The 19,871-nt window shown below is 69.7% G+C and carries 19 protein-coding genes and 1 tRNA gene; 5 read left to right on the top strand and 15 right to left on the bottom strand.

Annotated elements, in window-relative coordinates; translation table 11 throughout:
* Positions 1 to 108: 108 nt before the first annotated feature.
* On the bottom strand, positions 109 to 741 hold the full coding sequence (locus ACK4S2_RS03060; protein ID WP_409620195.1) for a MarC family protein: 633 nt from the start codon (positions 739 to 741) through the stop codon (positions 109 to 111).
* A 78-nt stretch (positions 742 to 819) separates the two neighbouring features.
* Positions 820 to 2,670, bottom strand: coding sequence for an ABC-F family ATP-binding cassette domain-containing protein (locus tag ACK4S2_RS03055; protein WP_409620193.1), 1,851 nt, complete (start codon positions 2,668 to 2,670; stop codon positions 820 to 822).
* Positions 2,671 to 2,805: 135 nt separating this feature from the next.
* Here ACK4S2_RS03055 and ndk point away from each other — a divergent pair, with 135 nt between their 5' ends.
* Positions 2,806 to 3,228 (top strand): nucleoside-diphosphate kinase, encoded by a 423-nt coding sequence (gene ndk / locus ACK4S2_RS03050; RefSeq protein WP_409620191.1) that lies wholly within the window; start codon positions 2,806 to 2,808, stop codon positions 3,226 to 3,228.
* A 55-nt stretch (positions 3,229 to 3,283) separates the two neighbouring features.
* Here ndk and ACK4S2_RS03045 read toward each other — a convergent pair whose 3' ends face one another.
* From ACK4S2_RS03045 to mazG, 10 genes are all read right to left on the bottom strand, one after another.
* Positions 3,284 to 3,697, bottom strand: a complete 414-nt coding sequence (locus ACK4S2_RS03045) for a TfoX/Sxy family DNA transformation protein (protein WP_409620189.1) — start codon at positions 3,695 to 3,697, stop codon at positions 3,284 to 3,286.
* A gap of 91 nt (positions 3,698 to 3,788) precedes the next feature.
* Positions 3,789 to 3,923: a hypothetical protein gene (locus tag ACK4S2_RS03040; RefSeq protein ID WP_409620187.1), complete on the bottom strand. Its 135-nt coding sequence runs from the start codon at positions 3,921 to 3,923 to the stop codon at positions 3,789 to 3,791.
* A gap of 184 nt (positions 3,924 to 4,107) precedes the next feature.
* A tRNA-Gly gene (locus tag ACK4S2_RS03035) sits at positions 4,108 to 4,181 on the bottom strand.
* Between the two features lie 59 nt (positions 4,182 to 4,240).
* The gene (locus ACK4S2_RS03030; RefSeq protein WP_409620185.1) at positions 4,241 to 4,912 is read right to left on the bottom strand and encodes an SDR family NAD(P)-dependent oxidoreductase; all 672 of its coding nucleotides are present in this window, start codon (positions 4,910 to 4,912) and stop codon (positions 4,241 to 4,243) included.
* An 82-nt stretch (positions 4,913 to 4,994) separates the two neighbouring features.
* A complete protein-coding gene (gene purF / locus ACK4S2_RS03025) occupies positions 4,995 to 6,467 on the bottom strand; it encodes an amidophosphoribosyltransferase (protein WP_409620183.1) in 1,473 nt (490 codons plus the stop codon).
* 69 nt (positions 6,468 to 6,536) lie between these two features.
* Positions 6,537 to 7,136 (bottom strand): CvpA family protein, encoded by a 600-nt coding sequence (locus tag ACK4S2_RS03020; protein WP_409620181.1) that lies wholly within the window; start codon positions 7,134 to 7,136, stop codon positions 6,537 to 6,539.
* Between the two features lie 36 nt (positions 7,137 to 7,172).
* On the bottom strand, positions 7,173 to 8,537 hold the full coding sequence (radA, locus tag ACK4S2_RS03015; RefSeq protein WP_409620179.1) for a DNA repair protein RadA: 1,365 nt from the start codon (positions 8,535 to 8,537) through the stop codon (positions 7,173 to 7,175).
* Entirely contained in the window at positions 8,534 to 9,028 is a 495-nt protein-coding gene (locus tag ACK4S2_RS03010; RefSeq protein ID WP_409620177.1) for a paraquat-inducible protein A, read from the bottom strand. Before ACK4S2_RS03010 ends, radA begins: the two co-directional genes overlap by 4 nt.
* 119 nt (positions 9,029 to 9,147) lie before the next feature.
* Entirely contained in the window at positions 9,148 to 10,155 is a 1,008-nt protein-coding gene (locus ACK4S2_RS03005) for a Fe(3+) ABC transporter substrate-binding protein (protein ID WP_409620175.1), read from the bottom strand.
* Between the two features lie 77 nt (positions 10,156 to 10,232).
* A complete protein-coding gene (gene mazG, locus ACK4S2_RS03000) occupies positions 10,233 to 11,072 on the bottom strand; it encodes a nucleoside triphosphate pyrophosphohydrolase (protein WP_409620173.1) in 840 nt (279 codons plus the stop codon).
* Positions 11,073 to 11,136: 64 nt separating this feature from the next.
* Between mazG and ACK4S2_RS02995 the strand changes: the two genes are divergently transcribed.
* Complete coding sequence (locus ACK4S2_RS02995; protein ID WP_409620217.1) at positions 11,137 to 12,300, top strand: M20 aminoacylase family protein; 1,164 nt, start codon at positions 11,137 to 11,139, stop codon at positions 12,298 to 12,300.
* Between the two features lie 210 nt (positions 12,301 to 12,510).
* Here ACK4S2_RS02995 and ACK4S2_RS02990 read toward each other — a convergent pair whose 3' ends face one another.
* From ACK4S2_RS02990 to gloB, 3 genes are all read right to left on the bottom strand, one after another.
* Positions 12,511 to 13,473 (bottom strand): M23 family metallopeptidase, encoded by a 963-nt coding sequence (locus tag ACK4S2_RS02990; RefSeq protein WP_409620171.1) that lies wholly within the window; start codon positions 13,471 to 13,473, stop codon positions 12,511 to 12,513.
* Positions 13,473 to 15,791 carry an ATP-dependent Clp protease ATP-binding subunit ClpA gene (gene clpA / locus ACK4S2_RS02985; protein ID WP_409620169.1) on the bottom strand — a complete coding sequence of 773 codons (2,319 nt, stop codon included), beginning with the start codon at positions 15,789 to 15,791 and terminating at the stop codon, positions 13,473 to 13,475. The genes ACK4S2_RS02990 and clpA overlap by 1 nt, the downstream gene beginning before the upstream one ends.
* Before the next feature lie 157 nt (positions 15,792 to 15,948).
* Positions 15,949 to 16,710 (bottom strand): hydroxyacylglutathione hydrolase, encoded by a 762-nt coding sequence (gloB, locus tag ACK4S2_RS02980; RefSeq protein ID WP_409620167.1) that lies wholly within the window; start codon positions 16,708 to 16,710, stop codon positions 15,949 to 15,951.
* 63 nt (positions 16,711 to 16,773) lie between these two features.
* Here gloB and ACK4S2_RS02975 point away from each other — a divergent pair, with 63 nt between their 5' ends.
* The 3 genes from ACK4S2_RS02975 to atpA all read left to right on the top strand — a co-directional run bounded on the left by ACK4S2_RS02975 (position 16,774) and on the right by atpA (position 19,870).
* On the top strand, positions 16,774 to 17,544 hold the full coding sequence (locus ACK4S2_RS02975; RefSeq protein WP_409620166.1) for a class I SAM-dependent methyltransferase: 771 nt from the start codon (positions 16,774 to 16,776) through the stop codon (positions 17,542 to 17,544).
* A gap of 227 nt (positions 17,545 to 17,771) precedes the next feature.
* Positions 17,772 to 18,332: a F0F1 ATP synthase subunit delta gene (locus ACK4S2_RS02970; protein ID WP_409620164.1), complete on the top strand. Its 561-nt coding sequence runs from the start codon at positions 17,772 to 17,774 to the stop codon at positions 18,330 to 18,332.
* A complete protein-coding gene (gene atpA / locus ACK4S2_RS02965; RefSeq protein WP_409620162.1) occupies positions 18,332 to 19,870 on the top strand; it encodes a F0F1 ATP synthase subunit alpha in 1,539 nt (512 codons plus the stop codon). The genes ACK4S2_RS02970 and atpA overlap by 1 nt, the downstream gene beginning before the upstream one ends.
* Position 19,871 lies beyond the last annotated feature (1 nt).

Here is a 19,871-nt window from a genome sequence, read left to right as displayed (position 1 = left end):
GCTCGCAAGCCACAGGGCAAGCCGCCGGCCCTTTCACCTTGTCCAAATATCCCGGGGGGTCCGGGGGGCAGCGCCCCCCGGCCTTGCCGCCGGGCAGGCGCGCCCCGGCTAGCCCACCAGCCCGGTGCCCTTGACCCCGTCGATGATGAACTGCACCGCCAGCGCAGCCAGCAGCATGCCCAGCACCCGGGTCACCACCAGCGTGCCGGTGCGCCCCAGCGCGCGCTCCAGCGGGGCGGCCAGCAGGAACATGGCAAAGGTCGCCGCCATCACCGCCATCATCACGCCTTCCACGATCAGAAATCCGGTCCAGCCGCCCCCCGCCTGCGCCGTCAGCAGGATCATCGAGGCGATGGCCCCCGGCCCCGCGATCAGCGGCACCGCCAGCGGAAACACCGAAGGGTCGTCCAGCTCATGCGGGTCGGCGGGGTGGGTCTTGTCCTCGCGCCGGCGGGTGCGCCGCTCGAACAGCATGTCGAGCGCGGTCAGAAACAGCAGCACCCCGCCGGCGATGCGGAAGGCCGGAATCGAAATGCCGATCAGCGTCAGCAAACCGTCGCCCACCAGCCCGAACACCGTCAGCACCCCGGCCGCCACCAGACAGGCGCGCAGCGCGATGCGGCGGCGGTGGGCGGCATCCATGCCCTTGGTCAGCGGAATGAACAGCGGCACCAGCGCGATCGGATCGACGATCACGAACAGCGTGACCAGCGCGGTCAGCAGAAAGGCGGTATCGGGCATCGCGTCGGTGTCCCCCGGGGTGGCGCGGCGCTCAGGCTACGGGCTGCGCCGCCGGCTGCCAAGCCCCGGCGCCACGGCTCAGGCCTCGGCTGCGTCCAGCCGTTCCTGGGCGTCCAGCCACAGCGCCTCGGCACGGGTCATCGCTTCTTCGATTTCGGCGAACTTGCGGTTCCAGCCTTCCAGCTCGTGCAGGCGCGCCTCGTCATACAGCGCGGGGTCCGCCAGCGTATCGGCCACCTTCGCGCGCATCGCCTCGAGCTTCGCCACCCGGTCCTCGCACTTGCGCACCTCGGCGCGCAAGGCCAGGATCGCCTCGCGCGAGGGTCGGGCCCGGGATTCCTTGGGTTTTTCGGCCTTGGGCGGCGGTGCCTCGCGCTCCAGCAGCTCGGCGCGGTAGGCCTCCAGATCCTTGCCATAGGGGGCCACCTTGCCGCCCTTGACCAGCCACAGCCGGTCGGCCACCAGGCCCAGCAGGTGCATGTCGTGGCTGACCAGCACCACGGCGCCGGAATATTCGGTCAAGGCCACCACCAGCGCCTCGCGCGATTCGATGTCGAGGTGGTTGGTCGGCTCGTCGAGGATCAAGAGATGCGGCGCGTCGATGGTGGCCAGCAGCAGGCTCAGCCGCGCCTTCTGCCCGCCCGACAGCCGCCCCACCACGGTTTCCGCCTGTTCCGCCATCAGCCCGAAGCCCGCCAGCCGCGCGCGCAACTGCGCCTGACCTTCGGCCGGGCGCAGCCGCTGGATGTGCTGCAGAGGCGTTTCGTCCAGGTGCAGCTCGTCCACCTGATGCTGGGCGAAATAGCCGATGCGCAGCTTGCCCGACCGCGTGACCTGCCCCGCCATCGGCCCGAGCTTGCCCGCCAGAAGCTTCGACAGCGTGGATTTGCCTTCGCCGTTGCGGCCCAGAAGCGCGATGCGGTCGTCCTGGTCGATGCGCAAGGACAGCCCCTTCAGCACCGGCTTGCCGTCGTAACCCACCGCGACGCCTTCCATGCTGACGATGGGGGGCGACAGCTCCTCGGGGGCGGGAAAGGTAAAGACCTGCCGTTTCGCCTCCTCCGGCGGGGTGATCGGCGTCATCTTCTCCAGCATCTTGACGCGGGATTGCGCCTGCGCCGCCTTGGTGGCCTTGGCCTTGAAGCGGTCCACGAAGGCTTGCAGATGCGCGCGCCGCGCCTCCTGCTTTTTCGCCTCGGCCGCCTGCACCGCCAGCCGTTCGGCGCGCAGGCGGGCGAAACTGTCGTATCCGCCGGCCCAGAGCGTCAGCTTGCGGTTTTCCAGATGCAGGATGGACCCGACGGCACGGTTCAGCAGCCCGCGGTCGTGGCTGATGATGATGACCGTGTTGGGGTAACGCGCCAGATAGCTTTCCAGCCACAGCGCGCCTTCGAGGTCGAGGTAGTTCGTCGGTTCGTCCAGCAGCAGCAGGTCGGGCTGCGCGAACAGCACGCCGGCCAGCGCCACGCGCATCCGCCAGCCGCCCGAGAAATCCGAACAGGGCCGGTGCTGTGCCTGCGCATCGAACCCCAGCCCGCGCAGGATGGCGCTGGCGCGCCCTTCGGCCGACCAGGCGTCGATATCGGCCAGCCGGGTCTGGATCTCGGCGATGCGGGCGGGGTCGGTGGCGGTGGCCGCCTCGGCGATCAGGCCGGCGCGTTCGGTATCGGCCGCCAGCACCGTATCGAGCAGCGAGGTGGACGACGACGGCACCTCTTGCGCGACACCGCCGATGCGGGCGCGGGCGGGCAGGGTGATGCTGCCGCCTTCCAGCGCCAGCTCGCCCCGGATCAGCCGGAACAGCGTGGTCTTGCCGGTGCCGTTGCGCCCGACCAGGCCCACCTTGTGCCCGGTGGGAATGGTGGCGCTGGCGCCCTCGAACAGGGGGCGGCCTTCGACGGAATAGGTGATGTCCTCGATGCGCAGCATGCGCGGCGAAGTGCCCGGAAACCGCGCCCGCGTCAATGGTGGCGGGGGTTTTCCTTTGGCAGAGGCCATGCTAGGGCAGGCGCCGCAACGGGGCCGGGCATGGGGCGCGGTCCGACAGGATTTCCAGAGGGCATCATGGCCATCGAACGCACGCTTTCCATCATCAAACCCGACGCCACCAGGCGCAACCTGACCGGCAAGATCATCGCCAAGTTCGAGGATGCCGGCCTGCGCGTCATCGCTTCCAAGCGCATCCACCTGACCCCGGCCCAGGCCGGCGCCTTCTACGCCGAACACAAGGAGCGCGGCTTCTACGGCGAGCTCGTGGCCTTCATGGCCTCCGAGCCGGTGGTGGTGCAGGTGCTCGAAGGCGAAGGCGCCATTGCGAAGAACCGCGAAGTGATGGGCGCGACCGACCCGGCCCAGGCCGCCGAAGGCACCATCCGCAAGGAATTCGCGCTGTCCAAAGGCGAAAACTCGGTCCACGGCTCGGACAGCGAGGCTTCGGCCGCGCGCGAGATCGCCTTCTTCTTCTCGGGGCTGGAACTGGTGGGCTGATCGCTGCCCGACCGCAGCTTGCCCGCATCGGCCGCCCTTCCGGGGGCGGCCGTTTTCATTCGGGGCGCGCCGCGCGGGGGCGGGGTTCGACCACCCCCAGCGCATCCAGCGCCGCCGCCATGCCGGGGGCCAGCCCGGCATCGGGGCGCGCGGCGGCCGCGGCCTTGATCGCGTCGAACCGCGCGCGCAGGGCGGCCTTTTCGGGGCCCTGGCAATCGTTCCAAGGGCGGCCTTGCAGGCCCATCACCAGCACGTAATAGCCGATGAAATGCGGGCGTTCCCCCGCCGCCAGCAGCCGGGCATAGGCGGCATCGGCGCCCAGGGCGCGCAGGGTTTCGGCATCGGCGATGCCGGCGCGGCGAAACGCCGCCTCGGTCGCCGGGCCAAGGTTGCGGATGGCGGAAATCGGGGTGCGCCCTGCGGGCAGGTCTTGCGCCGGCGGGGGCGGGCTTGCGGTGCGCTCGGTCATGGTGCCGGGCAGCTTGCCGCGCGCCGGCGCCGGCGGCAAGGGCCGGCGCAAAAGCAAAGGCCCCGGAAGGCTTCCGGGGCCGGGACCGTCCTCAGATCGAGGCCCAGTCGGTAAAGCGCGGCGTTTGCGACGGGCTGCCCTGCTGGCGGGTTCCGTCGGTCTGCGACCCCTGTTGCTGGGTCGGTGCCGGTTGCTGGCTGCCCTGCTGGGGTTTCTGGGTGGTCATGGTGGGGTCGTCCTTTGCTGCCCGTCGATGCCGTCTGCGGCCCGTGACGGCCCCAGACGCCCGCGTCATCTAGAGATAGCAAAACATTTAGGCAAGTCACGGACCAGCGAGGTGCGGGCAACCCGACGGTCCGTTTCTGCGGCAGAAACGCCACGCCGACCCATGCCTGCCATGTCCGATGGATTGGAGCGGGTAGCGGGAATCGAACCCGCGCGTTCAGCTTGGGAAGCTGACAGGCTACCATTACATCATACCCGCGCGGTCGGGGGCTTAGCACCATCGCGCGCCCTTGTGCAAGGGGGTTTTCCCCGCCGCGCTCAGACCAGGGCGACCAGCCTTGCCGCCTCGTCGCGCGGGGCGGCCAGGCGGCTGCGATCCTCGCCGGGAAAGAATCGGGCGCGGGTGGCGGTGGCCAGCGGAGCGGGCGTTTCGATCAGCACCTTCGGCCCGGTGCGGAGGGTTTCGGCCGCCCAGCTGCGCGCCAGCGCGATCTGGCCGGCCTTGGTCGCGCCATAGGCGCCGAAGAACTTCTGCCCGGCGCGCGGATCGTCGAAGAACATCGCGCTGCCGCCCGCGGTGCTGGCGCGCAACAAGGGCTCGATCATCGGAATCAGCATCCCCGTGGCGCGCAGGTTGATGGCCACCGACTTTTCCCAGTCCTTGCCGTCGATATGGCCGGCGGGGGCCAGGGGGGCGGCGTGAATGGCGGCATGCACCCACAGGTCCAGCCGGCCCCAGCGGTCGTGCACCGACCGGCACAGGTGGCGCATCGCGTCGTCATGGGTGATGTCCATCGGCGCCAGCGTCAGCGCCCCGGCACCGGGCAGTTTCAGCGCCTGCACGCGGTCGTCGACCTCCTCGAGCCCGCCGACGGTGCGCGCCACCGCCACCACCTGCCAGCCGCGCGCCGCCAGAGCCTCGGCCATCGCGGCGCCAAGGCCGCGCGAGGCGCCGGTGACAAGGGCGATGCGAGAGGATGGGGCGCTCATGGGCGGGTCTCCGGGACTGGCCGCGGACCGGGGGCTTCGCGCCCCCGGACCCCCGCGGGATATTTCGGCAAGGTGAAAGGGGTTAACCGGCCGCCTTCATCTGAAAGCCCTGTTCGATCTGGTCGGCCGGCGCAACCGGATAGTCGCCCGAGAAACAGGCGTCGCAGAACCGCGGGGCGGCGGCGTTGCGCCCTGCGGCTTCGCCGGCGGCGCGGTAAAGCCCGTCGAGGCTGACGAAGCGCAGCGAATCGACCCCGATCCAGTCGCGCATCTGGTCTTCGGTCATCGTGGCGGCCAGCAGCTTGGAGCGTTCGGGCGTATCGACGCCGTAAAAGCACGGCCAGGCCGTGGGCGGCGAGGCGATGCGGAAATGCACCTCGGCCGCGCCGGCATCGAGGATCATGTCCTTGATCTTGCGGCTGGTGGTGCCGCGCACCACGCTGTCGTCCACCAGCACCACCCGCTTGCCCTGGATGAGCGCGCGGTTGACGTTCAGCTTCAGCCGCACGCCCATGTTGCGGATCTGCTCGGTCGGTTCGATGAAGGTGCGCCCGACATACTGGTTGCGCACGATCCCCAGGGCGAAGGGAATGCCCGATTCGTGGCTGTAGCCGATGGCGGCCGGTGTGCCGCTGTCGGGCACGGGGCAGACCAGGTCGGCCTCGACCGGCGCCTCGCGCGCCAGCTCCACCCCGATCTGGCGCCGCGTCTCATAGACCGAGCGGCCGCCGATCAGCGAATCGGGGCGCGAGAAATAGACATGTTCGAAGATGCAGAACCGCGACGGCGCCGGGGCAAAGGGGCGGTGGCTGTTGACCCGGCCTTCCTCGATCACCACCATCTCGCCCGGCTCGATCTCGCGCACGAACTCGGCGCCGACGATGTCGAGCCCGCAGGTTTCCGAACTCAGCGCCCAGCCTTCGCCCAGCCGGCCCAGCACCAGCGGGCGCACGCCCAGGGGGTCGCGCACGCCGATCAGCTTGGTGCGCGTCATGGCGATGACGGAAAACGCGCCTTCGACCCGGCGCAGCGCATCCTTCAGCCGTTCGGCGATGGTCTTCTGGATCGAACGCGCCATCAGGTGGATGATGCATTCGCTGTCCGACGAGGACTGGAAGATGCTGCCCCGTTCGATCAGCTCGCGCCGCAAGGCGGCGGCGTTGGTCAGGTTGCCGTTATGCGCGATGGCACAGCCGCCCATGGAAAACTCGCCGAAGAAGGGCTGCACGTCGCGGATCGCGGTGGCCCCCTTGGACCCGGCGGTGGAATAGCGCACATGCCCGATGGCGATGGGGCCGGGCAGGGTGGCCATCACGTCGGAGCGGGTGAAGTTGTCGCGCACATAGCCGAAGCGGCGGGCCGAGTTGAAGCCTTGCACCGGGTCGTGGCAGACGATGCCGCCAGCCTCCTGCCCGCGGTGCTGCAGCGCGTGCAGGCCCAGGGCCACGAAATGGGCGGCATCGGCCACGCCGGTCACGCCGAAGATGCCGCATTCCTCCTTCAGCTTGTCCCCGTCGGGGTGGCAGTCGAAGGGGGTGCCGGGCAGCAGGGTCATGGAAGCCTCGAATCCGCGGGACGGTTGCGCTTCTCCTTAGCGGCTTGTCACCCGGGTGTCACGCGGCGATCAGCCGCCCGAGGGTGCCGGGCCCGCCGGGGCGGGGGCGGTGCGCGGGGCGCTGCAATCGCCGACCAGGCCTTCGTACTGGCGCACGATCCAGCCCGGCGCGTCCGAAGGGATCCGGCTTTCCAGCGAGGTGCGGAACGAGGCGAAGATCTGCGCCGAGCGCGAATTGTCCACCATCGGCACGGTGTTGGCGGTGACCGCGCGGTCGTAGACGACAAAGGCCACCGCAATCAGGATCACCCCGCGCAGCACGCCGAACAGGAAGCCCAGGCCCTGATCCACCCCGCCCAGGATCGAGCGCTGCACCATCGAGGAAAACAGCGGCGTGAACAGCGCCATCAGGATCAGCCCCACGGCGAACACCGCGGCAAAGGCCGCAAGCCGCGACAATTCGCAGCTGTCGCGCAGGATGTCGCCCACCACCGGCAATTCCTTGATAAGCGGCTCGGCCTGGGCGGCAAAGACGAAGGCCAGAACCGCGGCGCCGACCCAGCCGGCGATGGCCAGCACCTCGCGCACCAGACCGCGCGAATAGGCCAGAATGGCCGACAGCACGATCACGACGGCCACGACCGCATCGACCAGGGTGAAGCCTTCCATTCCGATCTCCCTATCGGGGCCGCGGCCCCGTGGCGCCTAGCCTGCGCCGAACATCTCGCCCACGACCGCCGTCAGGTCGGCCATTTCCCGCACCTTCAGGCCCGGCACCGCGCCAAGGCGCGACCCGGCCGGCACGACCGCCTGTGAGAAACCAAGTTTCTGCGCCTCTTTCAACCGGTTTTCCGTCTGCGCCACCGGGCGCAGCGCGCCCGACAGGGAGATTTCGCCGAAAAACACCGTGTCGGGCGGAATCGCCACATCCTCGCGCGCCGAAAGCAGCGCGGCCGCAACCGCAAGGTCGGCCGCCGGTTCGTTCACCCGCAGGCCGCCGGCCACGTTCAGGAACACGTCGAGCCCGGTAAACGGAATGCCGCAGCGCGCGTCGAGCACCGCCAGAATGGTCGAAAGCCGCCCCGAATCGAGCCCGACCACCGTGCGGCGCGGGCTGCCCGGCGGGGCAGGGGCCACCAGGGCCTGAATCTCGGTCAGCACCGGCCGGGTGCCTTCGATGCCGGCAAACACCACCGACCCCGGCGCCGGCGCATCGCGCGCCGACAGGAACAGCGCCGAAGGGTTCGCCACCTCGGCCAGGCCGGTTCCGGTCATCTCGAACACGCCGATCTCGTCGGCGGGGCCGAAGCGGTTCTTGACGCTGCGCAGGATGCGGAACTGGTGGCCGCGCTCGCCTTCGAAATACAGCACCGTGTCCACCATGTGCTCGACCACCCGCGGCCCGGCGATGGTGCCTTCCTTGGTGACATGGCCCACGATCACCACCGCCACCCCACGCCGCTTGGCAAAGCTCACCAGCTCGTGCGCGGCCGCGCGCACCTGCGCCACCGACCCGGGCGCGGCCTCGACCGTGTCGAGCCACATGGTCTGGATCGAATCGACGATGGCCAGATCGGGGCGTTCGGCATCCAGCGTGGTCAGGATGTCGCGCAGCGCGGTTTCGGTGGCCAGCTTGACCGGCGCCTGGGCCAGCCCCAGCCGGCCCGCGCGCAACCGCACCTGTGCCGAGGCTTCCTCGCCCGAGACATAGGCCACCCGGGCGCCGGTGCGGGCAAAGCTGGCGGCGGCCTGCAACAGCAGGGTGGACTTGCCAATGCCGGGGTCGCCCCCCACCAGCACCGCCGAGGCCGGCACCAGCCCGCCGCCCAGCACCCGGTCGAATTCGCCGATGCCGCTGGAAATGCGCGCCGGCGGCGGTTCCTCGGTGCCCAGGTCGGTCAGCGGCACGGTCTTGCCGCGCTGTGTCAGCGCCCGCGCGCCGGGGCCCTGCGACAGGGGGGCTTCTTCCTGAATGGTGTTCCAGGCGCCGCAGGCCTCGCAGCGGCCGGCCCATTTGCGGCTGGTGGCCCCGCAGGCGGTGCAGGCAAAGGTGGTGGCGGATCTGCTCATGCGCCTCTTGTGCCGTTCCGGCCTGCGCCCCGCAACCCCGCTTCGCGCCGCGCCAGCCACGACGACAGCGCCAGCGAGGCCAGCACCGCCCCGGTATAGGCCCAAAGCCCCCAGCCCGGCCGGATCGTGGCGGCATCCAGCCCCTTGAACAGCGCGATATAGACCGCGATCAGGAACACATCCGCCATCGCCAGCCGCCCCAGCAGCCACAAGGCGCCCTCGGCCCGGGGCGTCAGCGCCCCCAACAGGATCAGCGCCGCCCCCAGCAGCTTGAGCATCGGGGCCGCCAGCGCCAGAAAGCTCAGCACCAGCGCCAGCCCCGGGTCGTCGGACCAAAGCGCCTGCAAGGTGGAGATCAGGCTGACATCGGTGCCCTCGGCCCAGAACGCCAGGCGCAGCCGCACCGTCATCAAGGGCGCGAACCACGCCACCGGAAAGGCCACCGCCAACAGCAGCGTCAGCGCCAGGGCAAGACGGTCGGACAAGGTCATGGCACGGCTCCGGGGGCACTTGCCCAGCCATACCCGGCCGCCTCGCCGCCGGCAACCGCAACGCCGCACGGGCGGCCCCCGGGAAGGGGGGCCGCCCGCCATCGCCGCCGTCCGGCAGGTCAGTTGTCGTAGCCGACTTCTTCCATGATCTTCAGCGCCGCCGGGCGCAGGCGCGCAAGCTCGGTCAGGTCCAGCGTGTCGGGCTGGAACTCGCCCCAGGACGCCACGAGGTCCGACCGCTTGGCCCCCGCCAGCACCGGGTATTCGTGGTTGGTCTCGGCATAGATCGCCTGCGCCTGCGGCGACACCAGCCATTCCATCAGCTTCAGCGCCGCGTCGCGGTTGGGGGCGGCGGCGGTCATGCCGATGCCCGAGACGTTCAGATGCGTGCCGCCGTTTTCGAACCGCGGAAACACGATGCGGACCGACTCGGCCCAGGCCTTCTGCTCGGGGTCGGCCAGCATGGCGCCCATGTAATAGGTGTTGCCCAGGCTGATGTCGCATTCGCCGGCCCAGATCGCCTTGACCTGGCTGCGGTCGTTGCCTTCGGGCTTGCGGGCCAGGTTGGCGCGCAGGCCGGCGACCCAGTCGCGGGCCGCATCCTCGCCATGATGGGCGATCATCGCCGCCAGCAGCGCCAGGTTGTAATCATGCACGCCCGGCCGGGTGCAGATGCGCCCTTTCCACTTGTCGCTGGCCAGATCCTCGTAGGTGGTGACCTCGCCATCCGGCACGCGGTCCTTGCTGGCATAGACGATGCGGGCGCGGCTGGTCAGGGCGAACCACTTGTCCTCGGGGCTGCGCAGGTCGGCCGGAACGGCTGCCTTCAGCACGGGGCTGTCCACGGCTTGCAGCACGCCCGCCTCGACGATCTGGTTCAGGTTGGCGATGTCCACCGTCATCACCAGGTCGGCCGGGCTGCGGCTGCCTTCGGATTTCAGCCGCTCCACCAGCCCCTTTTCCACGAAGGCCAGGTTGACCCTGATGCCGGTTTCGGCGGTGAAGGCGGCCATCACCGGCTCGATCAGATAGGATTGGCGGGTGGTATAGACGTTCACCTCCTCGGCCAGCGCCGGGGCGGCGACCAGCGCCGCGACAGAGGCAAACAGGAATTGGCGGATCGACATGCGGATCTCCGTTCGGTCGGTTTTGCCCGGCCGTTATTTCCGACTTTTTTGCTCGGGTCAATACCTGAGTGAAAAAATCAGCTTTTGCCGGTCGCCCGGTCGCCCACCTTGTCGGCGGCGCGGGCCTCGTTCCACAGCGCATCCATCTCGGCCAGGGTGCTGTCGGCGGGGCTGCGGCCTTGTTCGGCCAGGCGCCGCTCGATATGCGCAAAGCGGCGGGTGAACTTGGAATTCGCCTTGCGCAGCGCGGCTTCCGGGTCGATCTTCAGGTGCCGCGCAAGGTTGGCCATGACGAACATCAGGTCGCCGAACTCCTCCTCCAGCGCCGCAGGGCCCAGGGTATCGCGCGCCTCCACCAGCTCGCGCGCCTCCTCGGCCACCTTGTCCACCACCTGCGCCACATCGGGCCAGTCGAAGCCCACCCGCGCGGCGCGCGCCTGCAGCTTGACCGCGCGGGTCAGCGCCGGCAGGCCCAGCGCCACGCCATCCAGCACGCCGGCGGGCCCGCGCTCGCGCGCCTTCTGCGCCTCCCAGTCGCGGGTCTGCTGGTCGGCCGTCTTGTCGCGGCTGGCGTCGCCGAACACATGCGGATGCCGCGCCACCATCTTGTCGGAAATCGCGCGCACCACCTCGGCAAAGCCGAACAGCCCCGCCTCCTCGGCCATGCGCGCGTGATAGACCACCTGCAACAGCAGGTCGCCCAGCTCGGCCGGCAATTCGTCCCAGGCCTGCCGTTCGATGGCATCGGCCACCTCGTGCGCCTCCTCCAGCGTGTAGGGGGCGATGGTGGCAAAGGTCTGTTCCAGATCCCAGGGGCAGCCATGGGTTGGGTCGCGCAAGGCGGCCATGATCGCCAGCAGGCGCGCGATTCCGGCTTCGGGGTCGAAGATGACGGGGTCGTGACGGGGGTCGGGCATTGCGGGCATCCGCGTTTTGGGGTTCACATGCGGGCTTAGCCGGGAACAGCCGCAGGAGTCCATGATGCCCGTCCTCAACGCCATCGCAGGCTATGCCGAGGAAATGAAAGGGTGGCGCCGCCATCTGCACGCCCATCCCGAACTCGCCTTCGACTGCCACGACACCGCTGCCTTCATCGTGGAACGGCTGCGCGCGATCGGGGTGGACGAAATCCACACCGGCATCGCGCGCACCGGGATCGTGGCGATCCTGAACGGCCAAGGCGAAGGCCCGACCATCGGCCTGCGCGCCGACATGGACGCGCTGCCGATCGAGGAAACCACCGGCGTTGCCCATGCCTCGACCGTCAAGGGCCGGGCGCATTCCTGCGGGCACGACGGGCATGTGACCATGCTTCTGGGGGCGGCGAAATACCTGGCCGAAACGCGGCGGTTCCGCGGCCGGGTCGCGCTGATCTTTCAACCGGCCGAGGAGGACGGCGGCGGCGGCGAGGTGATGGTGCAGGAAGGCGTGATGGACCGTTTCGGCATCGGCCAGGTCTATGGCATCCACAACGCGCCGAACCTGCCCTTCGGCAAGTTCGTGACCACGCCGGGGCCGCTGATGGCGGCGGTGGATACCGCCTGGGTGCGCCTGCGCGGGCGCGGCGGCCACGGCGCCACCCCGCACGAGACGGTGGACCCGATCATCGCCGCCGCCGGCATGGTGCAGGCGCTGCAATCCATCGTGTCGCGCAACACCTCGGCCATCGAATCGCTGGTGGTCTCGATCACGCAGATCCATGCGGGCACGGCGTCGAACATCATCCCCGAAGAGGCCTGGTTCTGCGCCACCATCCGCAGCTTTTCGCCGCAGGTGCGCGACCTGGCCGAGCGGCGCTTCCGCGAGATCGTGCAAGGCCATGCCGCGGCCTATGGGGTGGCGGCCGAAATCGCCTATGAACGCGGTTATCCGCCCACGGTGAACCACCCGGCCGAAACCGACTTTGCCGCCGATGTGGCGCGCGAGATCTCCGGCGTGGATCTGGTGGATGCCCGCGCCGACCGCGAGATGGGGGCCGAGGATTTCAGCTACATGCTCGAGGCGCGGCCGGGGGCCTATCTGTTCCTCGGCACCGGGCCGGGGGCGGGGCTGCACCACCCGGCCTTCGACTTCAACGACGAGGCATCCCCCATCGGCGCCAGCTTCTTTGCCCGGCTGGTGGAACGCGCGCAGCCGCTGTCGTAGGGCGCCCGGCCGGGGGTGGGGGGGGGGGGGGGGGGGGGGGGGGGGGGGGGGGGGGGGGGGGGGGGGGGGGGGGGGGGGGGGGGGGGGGGGGGGGGGGGGGGGGGGGGGGGGGGGGCCCGGGGGGGGGGGGGGGGGGGCGCCCCCCCCCCCCCACCCCCGCGCCCAAGGGGGCGGGCTGCCCCCTTGGGAAACCCCGCGCCGCGCCCTGCGTTATCGCAGGGTGCTGGCGACCTCGGCCCGGTCCAGCACGCGGTTGTCGCGGATCAGCGCGATCTCGGCGCGGTAGGGGCCGGGGGGCCAGCCGCCCGCCGGCGTGCGGCGCCCGGAAAAGCGGAAGGCCCGCGCCTGGTCGCGGTCGAGCGTGACGGTCTGTTCGTGCAGCGGGCCTTGCGGGCCGGTCAGGCGCAGGCTCAGCCGGTCGCCGGCCTTCGGCCCCATCACCACCGCCCAGACCACCAGCGCCGGCCCATCGGCTTGCAGCAGATCGGGCGTGGGCAGGCCGGCGAGCACCTGCGCGAAATCGGGCGGATCGGTGGCGATGCCGGCGCCGGTCAGCGCGGCGGGCAGGTAGGCCAGCGGTTCGGCCCAGAGCCCGGGGGCCGGCGCGGGGTCGCACCCCTCGGTCGTCTCGGGGCGGAACGGGTCGACCGCGCGGCCGTCCTTGCGCAGGCTCAGGTGCACATGCGGAAACTCGCTGCGCCCCGACAGGCCGATGCGGCCCAGGGGTTGCCCGGCCGCCACGCGCTCGCCCCTCCGCACCAGGACAGAGCCTTGCGCAAGGTGGCAAAGCTGCGTGACATAGCCGCCGCCGTGGTCGATGGCGACGCCATTGCCGCAATCGCGCCCGTCCAGCGGCGGCGCCCCGGGGGCGTTGAAGGCGATGTCGGGCATGCCGTCGCGGGTGCCGGTCACGGTGCCGTCGGCCGGGGCCAGCACGGCCACGCCGCGGGCCATGTCGGCCAGCGTGGGCAGCGTGAAATCGGTGCCGTCATGGCCGTCGTAGCTCAGGTGCCCGCAGGCGAAATCGCGGTGCCCGGGGCCCGGGTCGGTATCGACGTGGTTCTGGATGAAACAGGTCTCGCCCAGCGTGCACGCCACCGGCAGGCGCAAGGCGATGTCCGCCTGGGCCGGGGCGGCGACCGCCAGGGCCGCCGCCGCCAGAACCCTGCGCATCAGTCGGCCGTCAGCAGCGGGGGCTTGGCCCCCGTCAGCCGCGGCTTTGCCGGCTCCTCGATCTGCAGGTCGATGGCGCCGTCCTTGACCCCGACGCGCACCGTGCCGCCCTTGGTCAGCCGGCCGAACAGCAGTTCTTCGGCCAGCGGCTTCTTGATGTGCTCCTGGATCACGCGGGCCAGCGGGCGCGCGCCCATCTTGTCGTCATAGCCCTTGTCGCCCAGCCAGTCGGCGGCTTCGGGGCTCAGCTCGATGTGCACCCCGCGGTCGATCAGCTGCGCTTCCAGTTGCATGACGAACTTTTCCACGACCTTGTGGATGGTGGCGCGCTGCAGCGGTGCAAAGGACACCACGGCATCCAGACGGTTGCGGAACTCGGGCGTGAACAGCCGTTCGATGGCGGCGGTATCCTCGCCCGTGCGGCGTTCGCGGCCGAAACCGATGGCGGCCTTGGCCATGTCCGAGGCGCCGGCGTTGGTGGTCAGGATCAGGATGACGTTGCGGAAATCCACCTGCCGGCCGTTGTGGTCGGTCAGCTTGCCGTGGTCCATCACCTGCAGCAGGATGTTGTAGACATCCGGGTGGGCCTTCTCGATCTCGTCCAGCAGCAGCACGCAATGCGGATGCTGGTCCACCCCGTCGGTCAGAAGACCGCCCTGGTCAAAGCCGACATAGCCCGGAGGCGCGCCGATCAGGCGGGAAACCGCGTGCTTTTCCATGTATTCCGACATGTCGAAGCGCAGAAGCTCCACCCCGAGGCTCGCGGCCAGCTGCCTGGCCACCTCGGTCTTGCCTACGCCGGTGGGGCCGGCGAACAGGTAGTTGCCGATGGGCTTTTCGGGCTCGCGCAGCCCGGCGCGCGCCAGCTTGATGGCGCTGGCCAGCGCCTCGATGGCCGCATCCTGGCCGAAGACCATGCGCTTGAGCGTGGTTTCCAGGTCGCGCAGCACCTCGGCATCGCCTTTCGACACGGTTTTCGGCGGGATGCGGGCGATTTTCGCCACCACGGCCTCGATCTCCTTGGGGCCGATGGTCTTGCGCCGCCTGGATTCGGCCACCAGGTGCTGCGCCGCCCCCGCCTCGTCGATCACGTCGATGGCCTTGTCGGGCAGCTTGCGGTCGTGGATGTAGCGCGCAGCCAGTTCGACCGCGGCGCGGATCGCATCCTTGGTATAGTGCAGGTCGTGGTGATCCTCGAAATAGGGTTTCAGCCCCATCAGAATCTTCACCGAATCCTCGACCGAGGGTTCGTTGACGTCGATCTTCTGGAACCGGCGCGACAGCGCGCGATCCTTTTCGAAGTGCTGGCGGAATTCCTTGTAGGTGGTCGAGCCCATGCAGCGCAGCTTGCCCCCTTGCAGCGCGGGCTTCAGCAGGTTGCTGGCATCCATCGCCCCGCCCGAGGTGGCGCCGGCGCCGATCACCGTGTGGATTTCGTCGATGAACAGGATGGCATCGGGGTGGTCTTCCAGTTCCTTGACCACCTGTTTCAGACGTTCCTCGAAATCGCCGCGATAGCGGGTGCCGGCCAGCAGCGCGCCCATGTCGAGGCTGTAGATCGTGGCGCCTGCGAGGATGTCGGGCGTTTCGCCGCGGGTGATCTTCAGCGCCAGCCCTTCGGCGATGGCGGTCTTGCCCACGCCGGGGTCGCCCACCAGCAGAGGGTTGTTCTTGCGCCGGCGGCACAGCACCTGGATGCAGCGCTCCACCTCGGCCTCGCGGCCGATCAACGGGTCCACGTCGCCCTTGCGCGCCTTCACGTTCAGATCGACGCAATATTTCGACAGCGCCGATTCCTTGGCCTCGCCGGCTTCGGCCTTGGGGGTTTCCTGCGCCTCGTCGGCGCCTTGCACGGGCCGCGCCTCGCCATAGGCGGGGTTCTTGGCCACGCCATGCGCGATGAAGTTCACCGCGTCATAGCGCGTCATGTCCTGCTCCTGCAGGAAATAGGCGGCGTTCGATTCGCGTTCGGCAAAGATGGCGACCAGCACGTTGGCGCCCGTCACCTCGGACCGGCCCGAGGACTGCACGTGAATCGCCGCGCGCTGGATCACGCGCTGGAAGGCGGCCGTCGGCACGGCCTCGGACCCTTCGACATCGGTCACGAGGTTCGACAGGTCGTCGTCGATGAACTCCAGCAGCGTCTTGCGCAACGCTTCCAGATCGACGCTGCACGCCTTCATCACGCGGGCGGCATCGGGTTCGTCGATCAGCGCCAGCAGCAGGTGTTCCAGCGTGGCGAGTTCGTGGCGGCGCGCGTTGGCCTGGGCCAGGGCACCGTGGATGGCTTGCTCGAGCGTGGTGGTGAACGACGGCACTTCGGTGCTCCTTGTCCTGCGGGCGGGCCTTGGCTCCACCCTCGCCTCATGAGGTTAAACTTCGGTTTTCTCGGCCCGTCTTCAAGGGCAATTTTGCCGGCGGTGCGGAATATTCCGGCTTGCGGTCAAAATGTGATCGCGCGGCAGGCGGGCGAGGTCAGAAACGGTCCTTCCGGGCGCGGATTTCGGCAAAGACGGCCGCATCGGGGGCGCCGGCCAGGCCCAGGGCTGCCTTGATTTCGGGCAGATGCGCGCGCAGGAACGGGTTGGTCGCGCGTTCCTCGGCCAGGGTGGATGGCACGGTCGGCCGGCCTTCGGCGCGGGCGGCGCGCACGGCGGCGGCGCGGGCCTGCAAGGCGGGGTTGCCGGGCTCGATCGTCAGGGCGAAGCGGGCGTTCGAGTCCGTATATTCGTGCCCCGAACAGACCAGCGTGTCTTCGGGCAGCGCGGCCAGCCGTTGCAGGCTGTCCCACATCTGGGCCGGGGTGCCTTCGAACAGCCGCCCGCAGCCCAGCGCCATCAGGCTGTCGGCGGTGAAGGCCGCGCCCGGCAGCACATAGGCCACATGCCCGATCGTGTGGCCCGGCACCTCCAGCACCTCGCCCGCCAGGGTGCCCAGCGCCAGCCGGTCGCCCCGCCGCACCGCGCGGTGCAGGGGGGGCAGGCGGTGGGCATCGGCCGCGGCCCCCGTCACCCGTGCCGCGGTGGCGGCAACCAGCGCGGCCACGCCGTCGATGTGGTCGGGGTGGTGATGCGTCAGCCAGATCTCGTCCAGCCGCCAGCCGCGCGCGGCCAGCGCCGCCAGGATCGGCGCCGCCTCGGGCACATCGACGCAACAGGTGGCGCCGCTGGCCGGGTCGCGCACGAGGTAGGCGTAATTGTCGCGCAGGCAGGGCACGGTGACGATCTCAGGCAGCATGGCGTTTTTCCCGATCCTCGTTATGGTCGGGGGCAACATCCCCCGGAACGGGCCTGCGACGCAATGCACCTCGACGTGCTCGACCTGCGCAACTTCTACTACCGCACGCGGCTGGGGCGCGCGGCGCAAAAGGCGGTGCGCGACCAGCTGGTGGCCCTCTGGCCCCCGCGCGCGGGGGAGGCGGTGGCGGGCTTCGGCTTTGCGGTGCCGTTGCTGCGCCCCTACCTTGCGCCGCAAAGCCGCGTGGTGGGGCTGATGCCGGGGCCGCAAGGCGTCATGCCCTGGCCGGCGGGCCTGCCCAACGTCTCGGTGCTGTGCGAGGAAACGCTCTGGCCGCTGGCCAACGACAGCATCGACCGGCTGGTGTTGATGCACGGGCTGGAAACCTCGGAAAACCCCTCGGCGGTGCTGGAGGAATCGGGCCGTGTGCTGGGCCCCGGCGGGCGGCTGATGGCGATCGTGCCCAACCGCGCCGGGCTCTGGAGCCGGGGCGACGGCACGCCCTTCGGCTTCGGGCGCCCCTATTCCGCCGGGCAGCTCGAAGCCCAGCTCAGGCGCCACGGCTTTACCCCCGAACGCACCGTCTCGGCGCTGTTCCTGCCGCCGCAAGGCGGGCGGTTCTGGCTGCGCACCGCCGATTTCTGGGAACGCCACGCCCGCCACATCCTGCCCTGGCGCGCCGGCGGCGTCATCATGGTCGAGGCCAGCCGCCAGGTCTGGGCGCCCACCCGCGGCGGGCTGGGCGCCGTGGTGCGCCGCCCGTTGCGCGCGCTCGAAGGGGCGGCCCGCCCGGTGGCCGAACCCGGCCCCGCCCGCAGCCGCAACCCGCGCTGACCGCCCGCGCCTGCGGCATCCTGTCCCGGCGCGCGGCAACATCAAATGTTTGCGACCGACATGGCTTTCGCCGCCCGCCTTCGCGGTTGCGGCACGGAAAGTCCTCTGCTACACGCAAGCCGGATTTCAGACGCAGGCCCCCGGTCTGCGCCAAGGGTGGACCTTGACCATGCGCGCGGCACCGATGCCGCCGGCAAGGCAGGGCAAAGACAAACGGAAGGGCTGACGTGTCCGAACCAGCTTCGATCTCCTCCGGCATTGCCGCGCGCTATGCGCAGGCCGTGTTCGACCTGGCCAGGGAAGACAAGGCGCTGACCGCGCTGGAACGCGATGTCGATGCGCTGGATGCGGCGCTCAAGGCCAGCGCGGACCTGCGCGAGGCGATCGCCTCGCCGCTGCTGACGCGCGAGGATCAGGGCCGCGCCATTGCCGCGGTCGCGGCAAAGATGGGCGTCTCGGCGCTGGTCGCCAATACGCTGGCGCTGATGGCGCAAAAGCGCCGCCTGTTCGTGCTGCCGCACCTGCTGGCCGACCTGCGCGCGCGCATCGCCGCCGAAAAGGGCGAAATCACCGCCGAGGTCGCCTCGGCCACCGAACTGACCGCCGAACAGGCCGCTGCCCTTGCGGCGACCCTTCAGGCCAGCGTCGGCAAGACCGTGAAACTGAATGCGACCGTCGATGAGTCCCTCATCGGCGGTCTTGTCGTCAAGGTGGGCTCGAAGATGATCGACACGTCGATCCGCGCCAAGCTCGCTTCCCTGCAGAATGCCATGAAAGAGGTTGGGTGATGGGAATCCAGGCTGCTGAGATCTCTGCGATCCTCAAGGAGCAGATCAAGAATTTCGGCAAGGATGCCGAAGTGGCCGAAGTCGGCCGCGTGCTGTCGGTCGGCGACGGGATCGCCCGCGTGCACGGCCTCGACAACGTGCAGGCCGGCGAGATGGTGGAATTCCCCGGCGGCATCCGCGGCATGGCGCTGAACCTCGAAGCCGACAACGTCGGTATCGTGATCTTCGGTTCCGACCAGGACATCAAGGAAGGCGACACCGTCAAGCGCACCAGGTCCATCGTGGACGTGCCCGCGGGCGACGCGCTGCTGGGCCGCGTCGTGGACGGTCTGGGCAACCCGATCGACGGCAAGGGCCCCATCGCCTTTACCGAACGCCGCATCGCCGACGTGAAGGCCCCCGGGATCATCCCGCGCAAGTCGGTGCACGAACCGATGGCCACCGGCCTCAAGGCCGTGGACGCCATGATCCCCGTCGGCCGCGGCCAGCGCGAACTCATCATCGGCGACCGCCAGACCGGCAAGACCGCCATCGCGCTCGACACCATCCTGAACCAGAAGTCCTATAACGAGGCGGCGGGCGACGACGAATCGAAAAAGCTCTACTGCGTCTACGTCGCCGTCGGGCAAAAGCGTTCGACCGTGGCGCAGCTGGTGAAGAAGCTCGAGGAAACCGGCGCGATGGCCTATACCATCGTCGTGGCCGCCACCGCCTCGGACCCCGCGCCGATGCAGTTCCTGGCGCCCTATTCGGCCACTGCGATGGCGGAATACTTCCGCGACAACGGCCGCCATGCCCTCATCATCTACGATGACCTCTCCAAGCAGGCCGTGGCCTATCGCCAGATGTCGCTCTTGCTGCGCCGCCCGCCGGGGCGCGAGGCCTACCCGGGCGACGTGTTCTATCTGCACTCGCGCCTGCTGGAACGTTCGGCCAAGCTGAACGAGGATTTCGGCGCCGGCTCGCTGACCGCGCTGCCCGTGATCGAAACCCAGGCCGGCGACGTGTCGGCCTATATTCCGACCAACGTGATCTCGATCACCGACGGCCAGATCTTTCTGGAAACCGAACTGTTCTACCAGGGCGTGCGCCCGGCGGTGAACACGGGTCTGTCGGTGTCGCGCGTGGGCTCCTCGGCCCAGACCAACGCGATGAAATCGGTGGCCGGCCCGGTGAAGCTCAGCCTCGCGCAGTATCGTGAAATGGCCGCCTTCGCGCAGTTCGGCTCCGACCTCGACGCGGCCACGCAAAAGCTGCTGAACCGCGGCGCGCGCCTGACCGAGCTGATGAAGCAGCCGCAGTATTCGCCGCTGACCAACGCGGAAATCGTCTGCGTGATCTATGCCGGCACCAACGGCTTCCTCGACAACGTCGCGGTGAAGGACGTGGGCCGGTTCGAACAGGGGCTGCTCAAGCACCTGCGCACCAGGCACGCCGACCTGCTGGACTGGATCACCAGGGAAGACCCCAAGGTGAAGGGCCCGGCCGAAGACCGCATCAAGGCAGCGATCGCCGAGTTCGCGAAAGACTTCGCCTGAG

Origin of the sequence: Gemmobacter sp. (assembly GCF_046292685.1) — a bacterium.
GTDB lineage: Bacteria > Pseudomonadota > Alphaproteobacteria > Rhodobacterales > Rhodobacteraceae > Wagnerdoeblera.
Note: the sequence above shows the minus strand (reverse complement) of the source record. Positions and strands in the feature narration are given on the sequence as shown.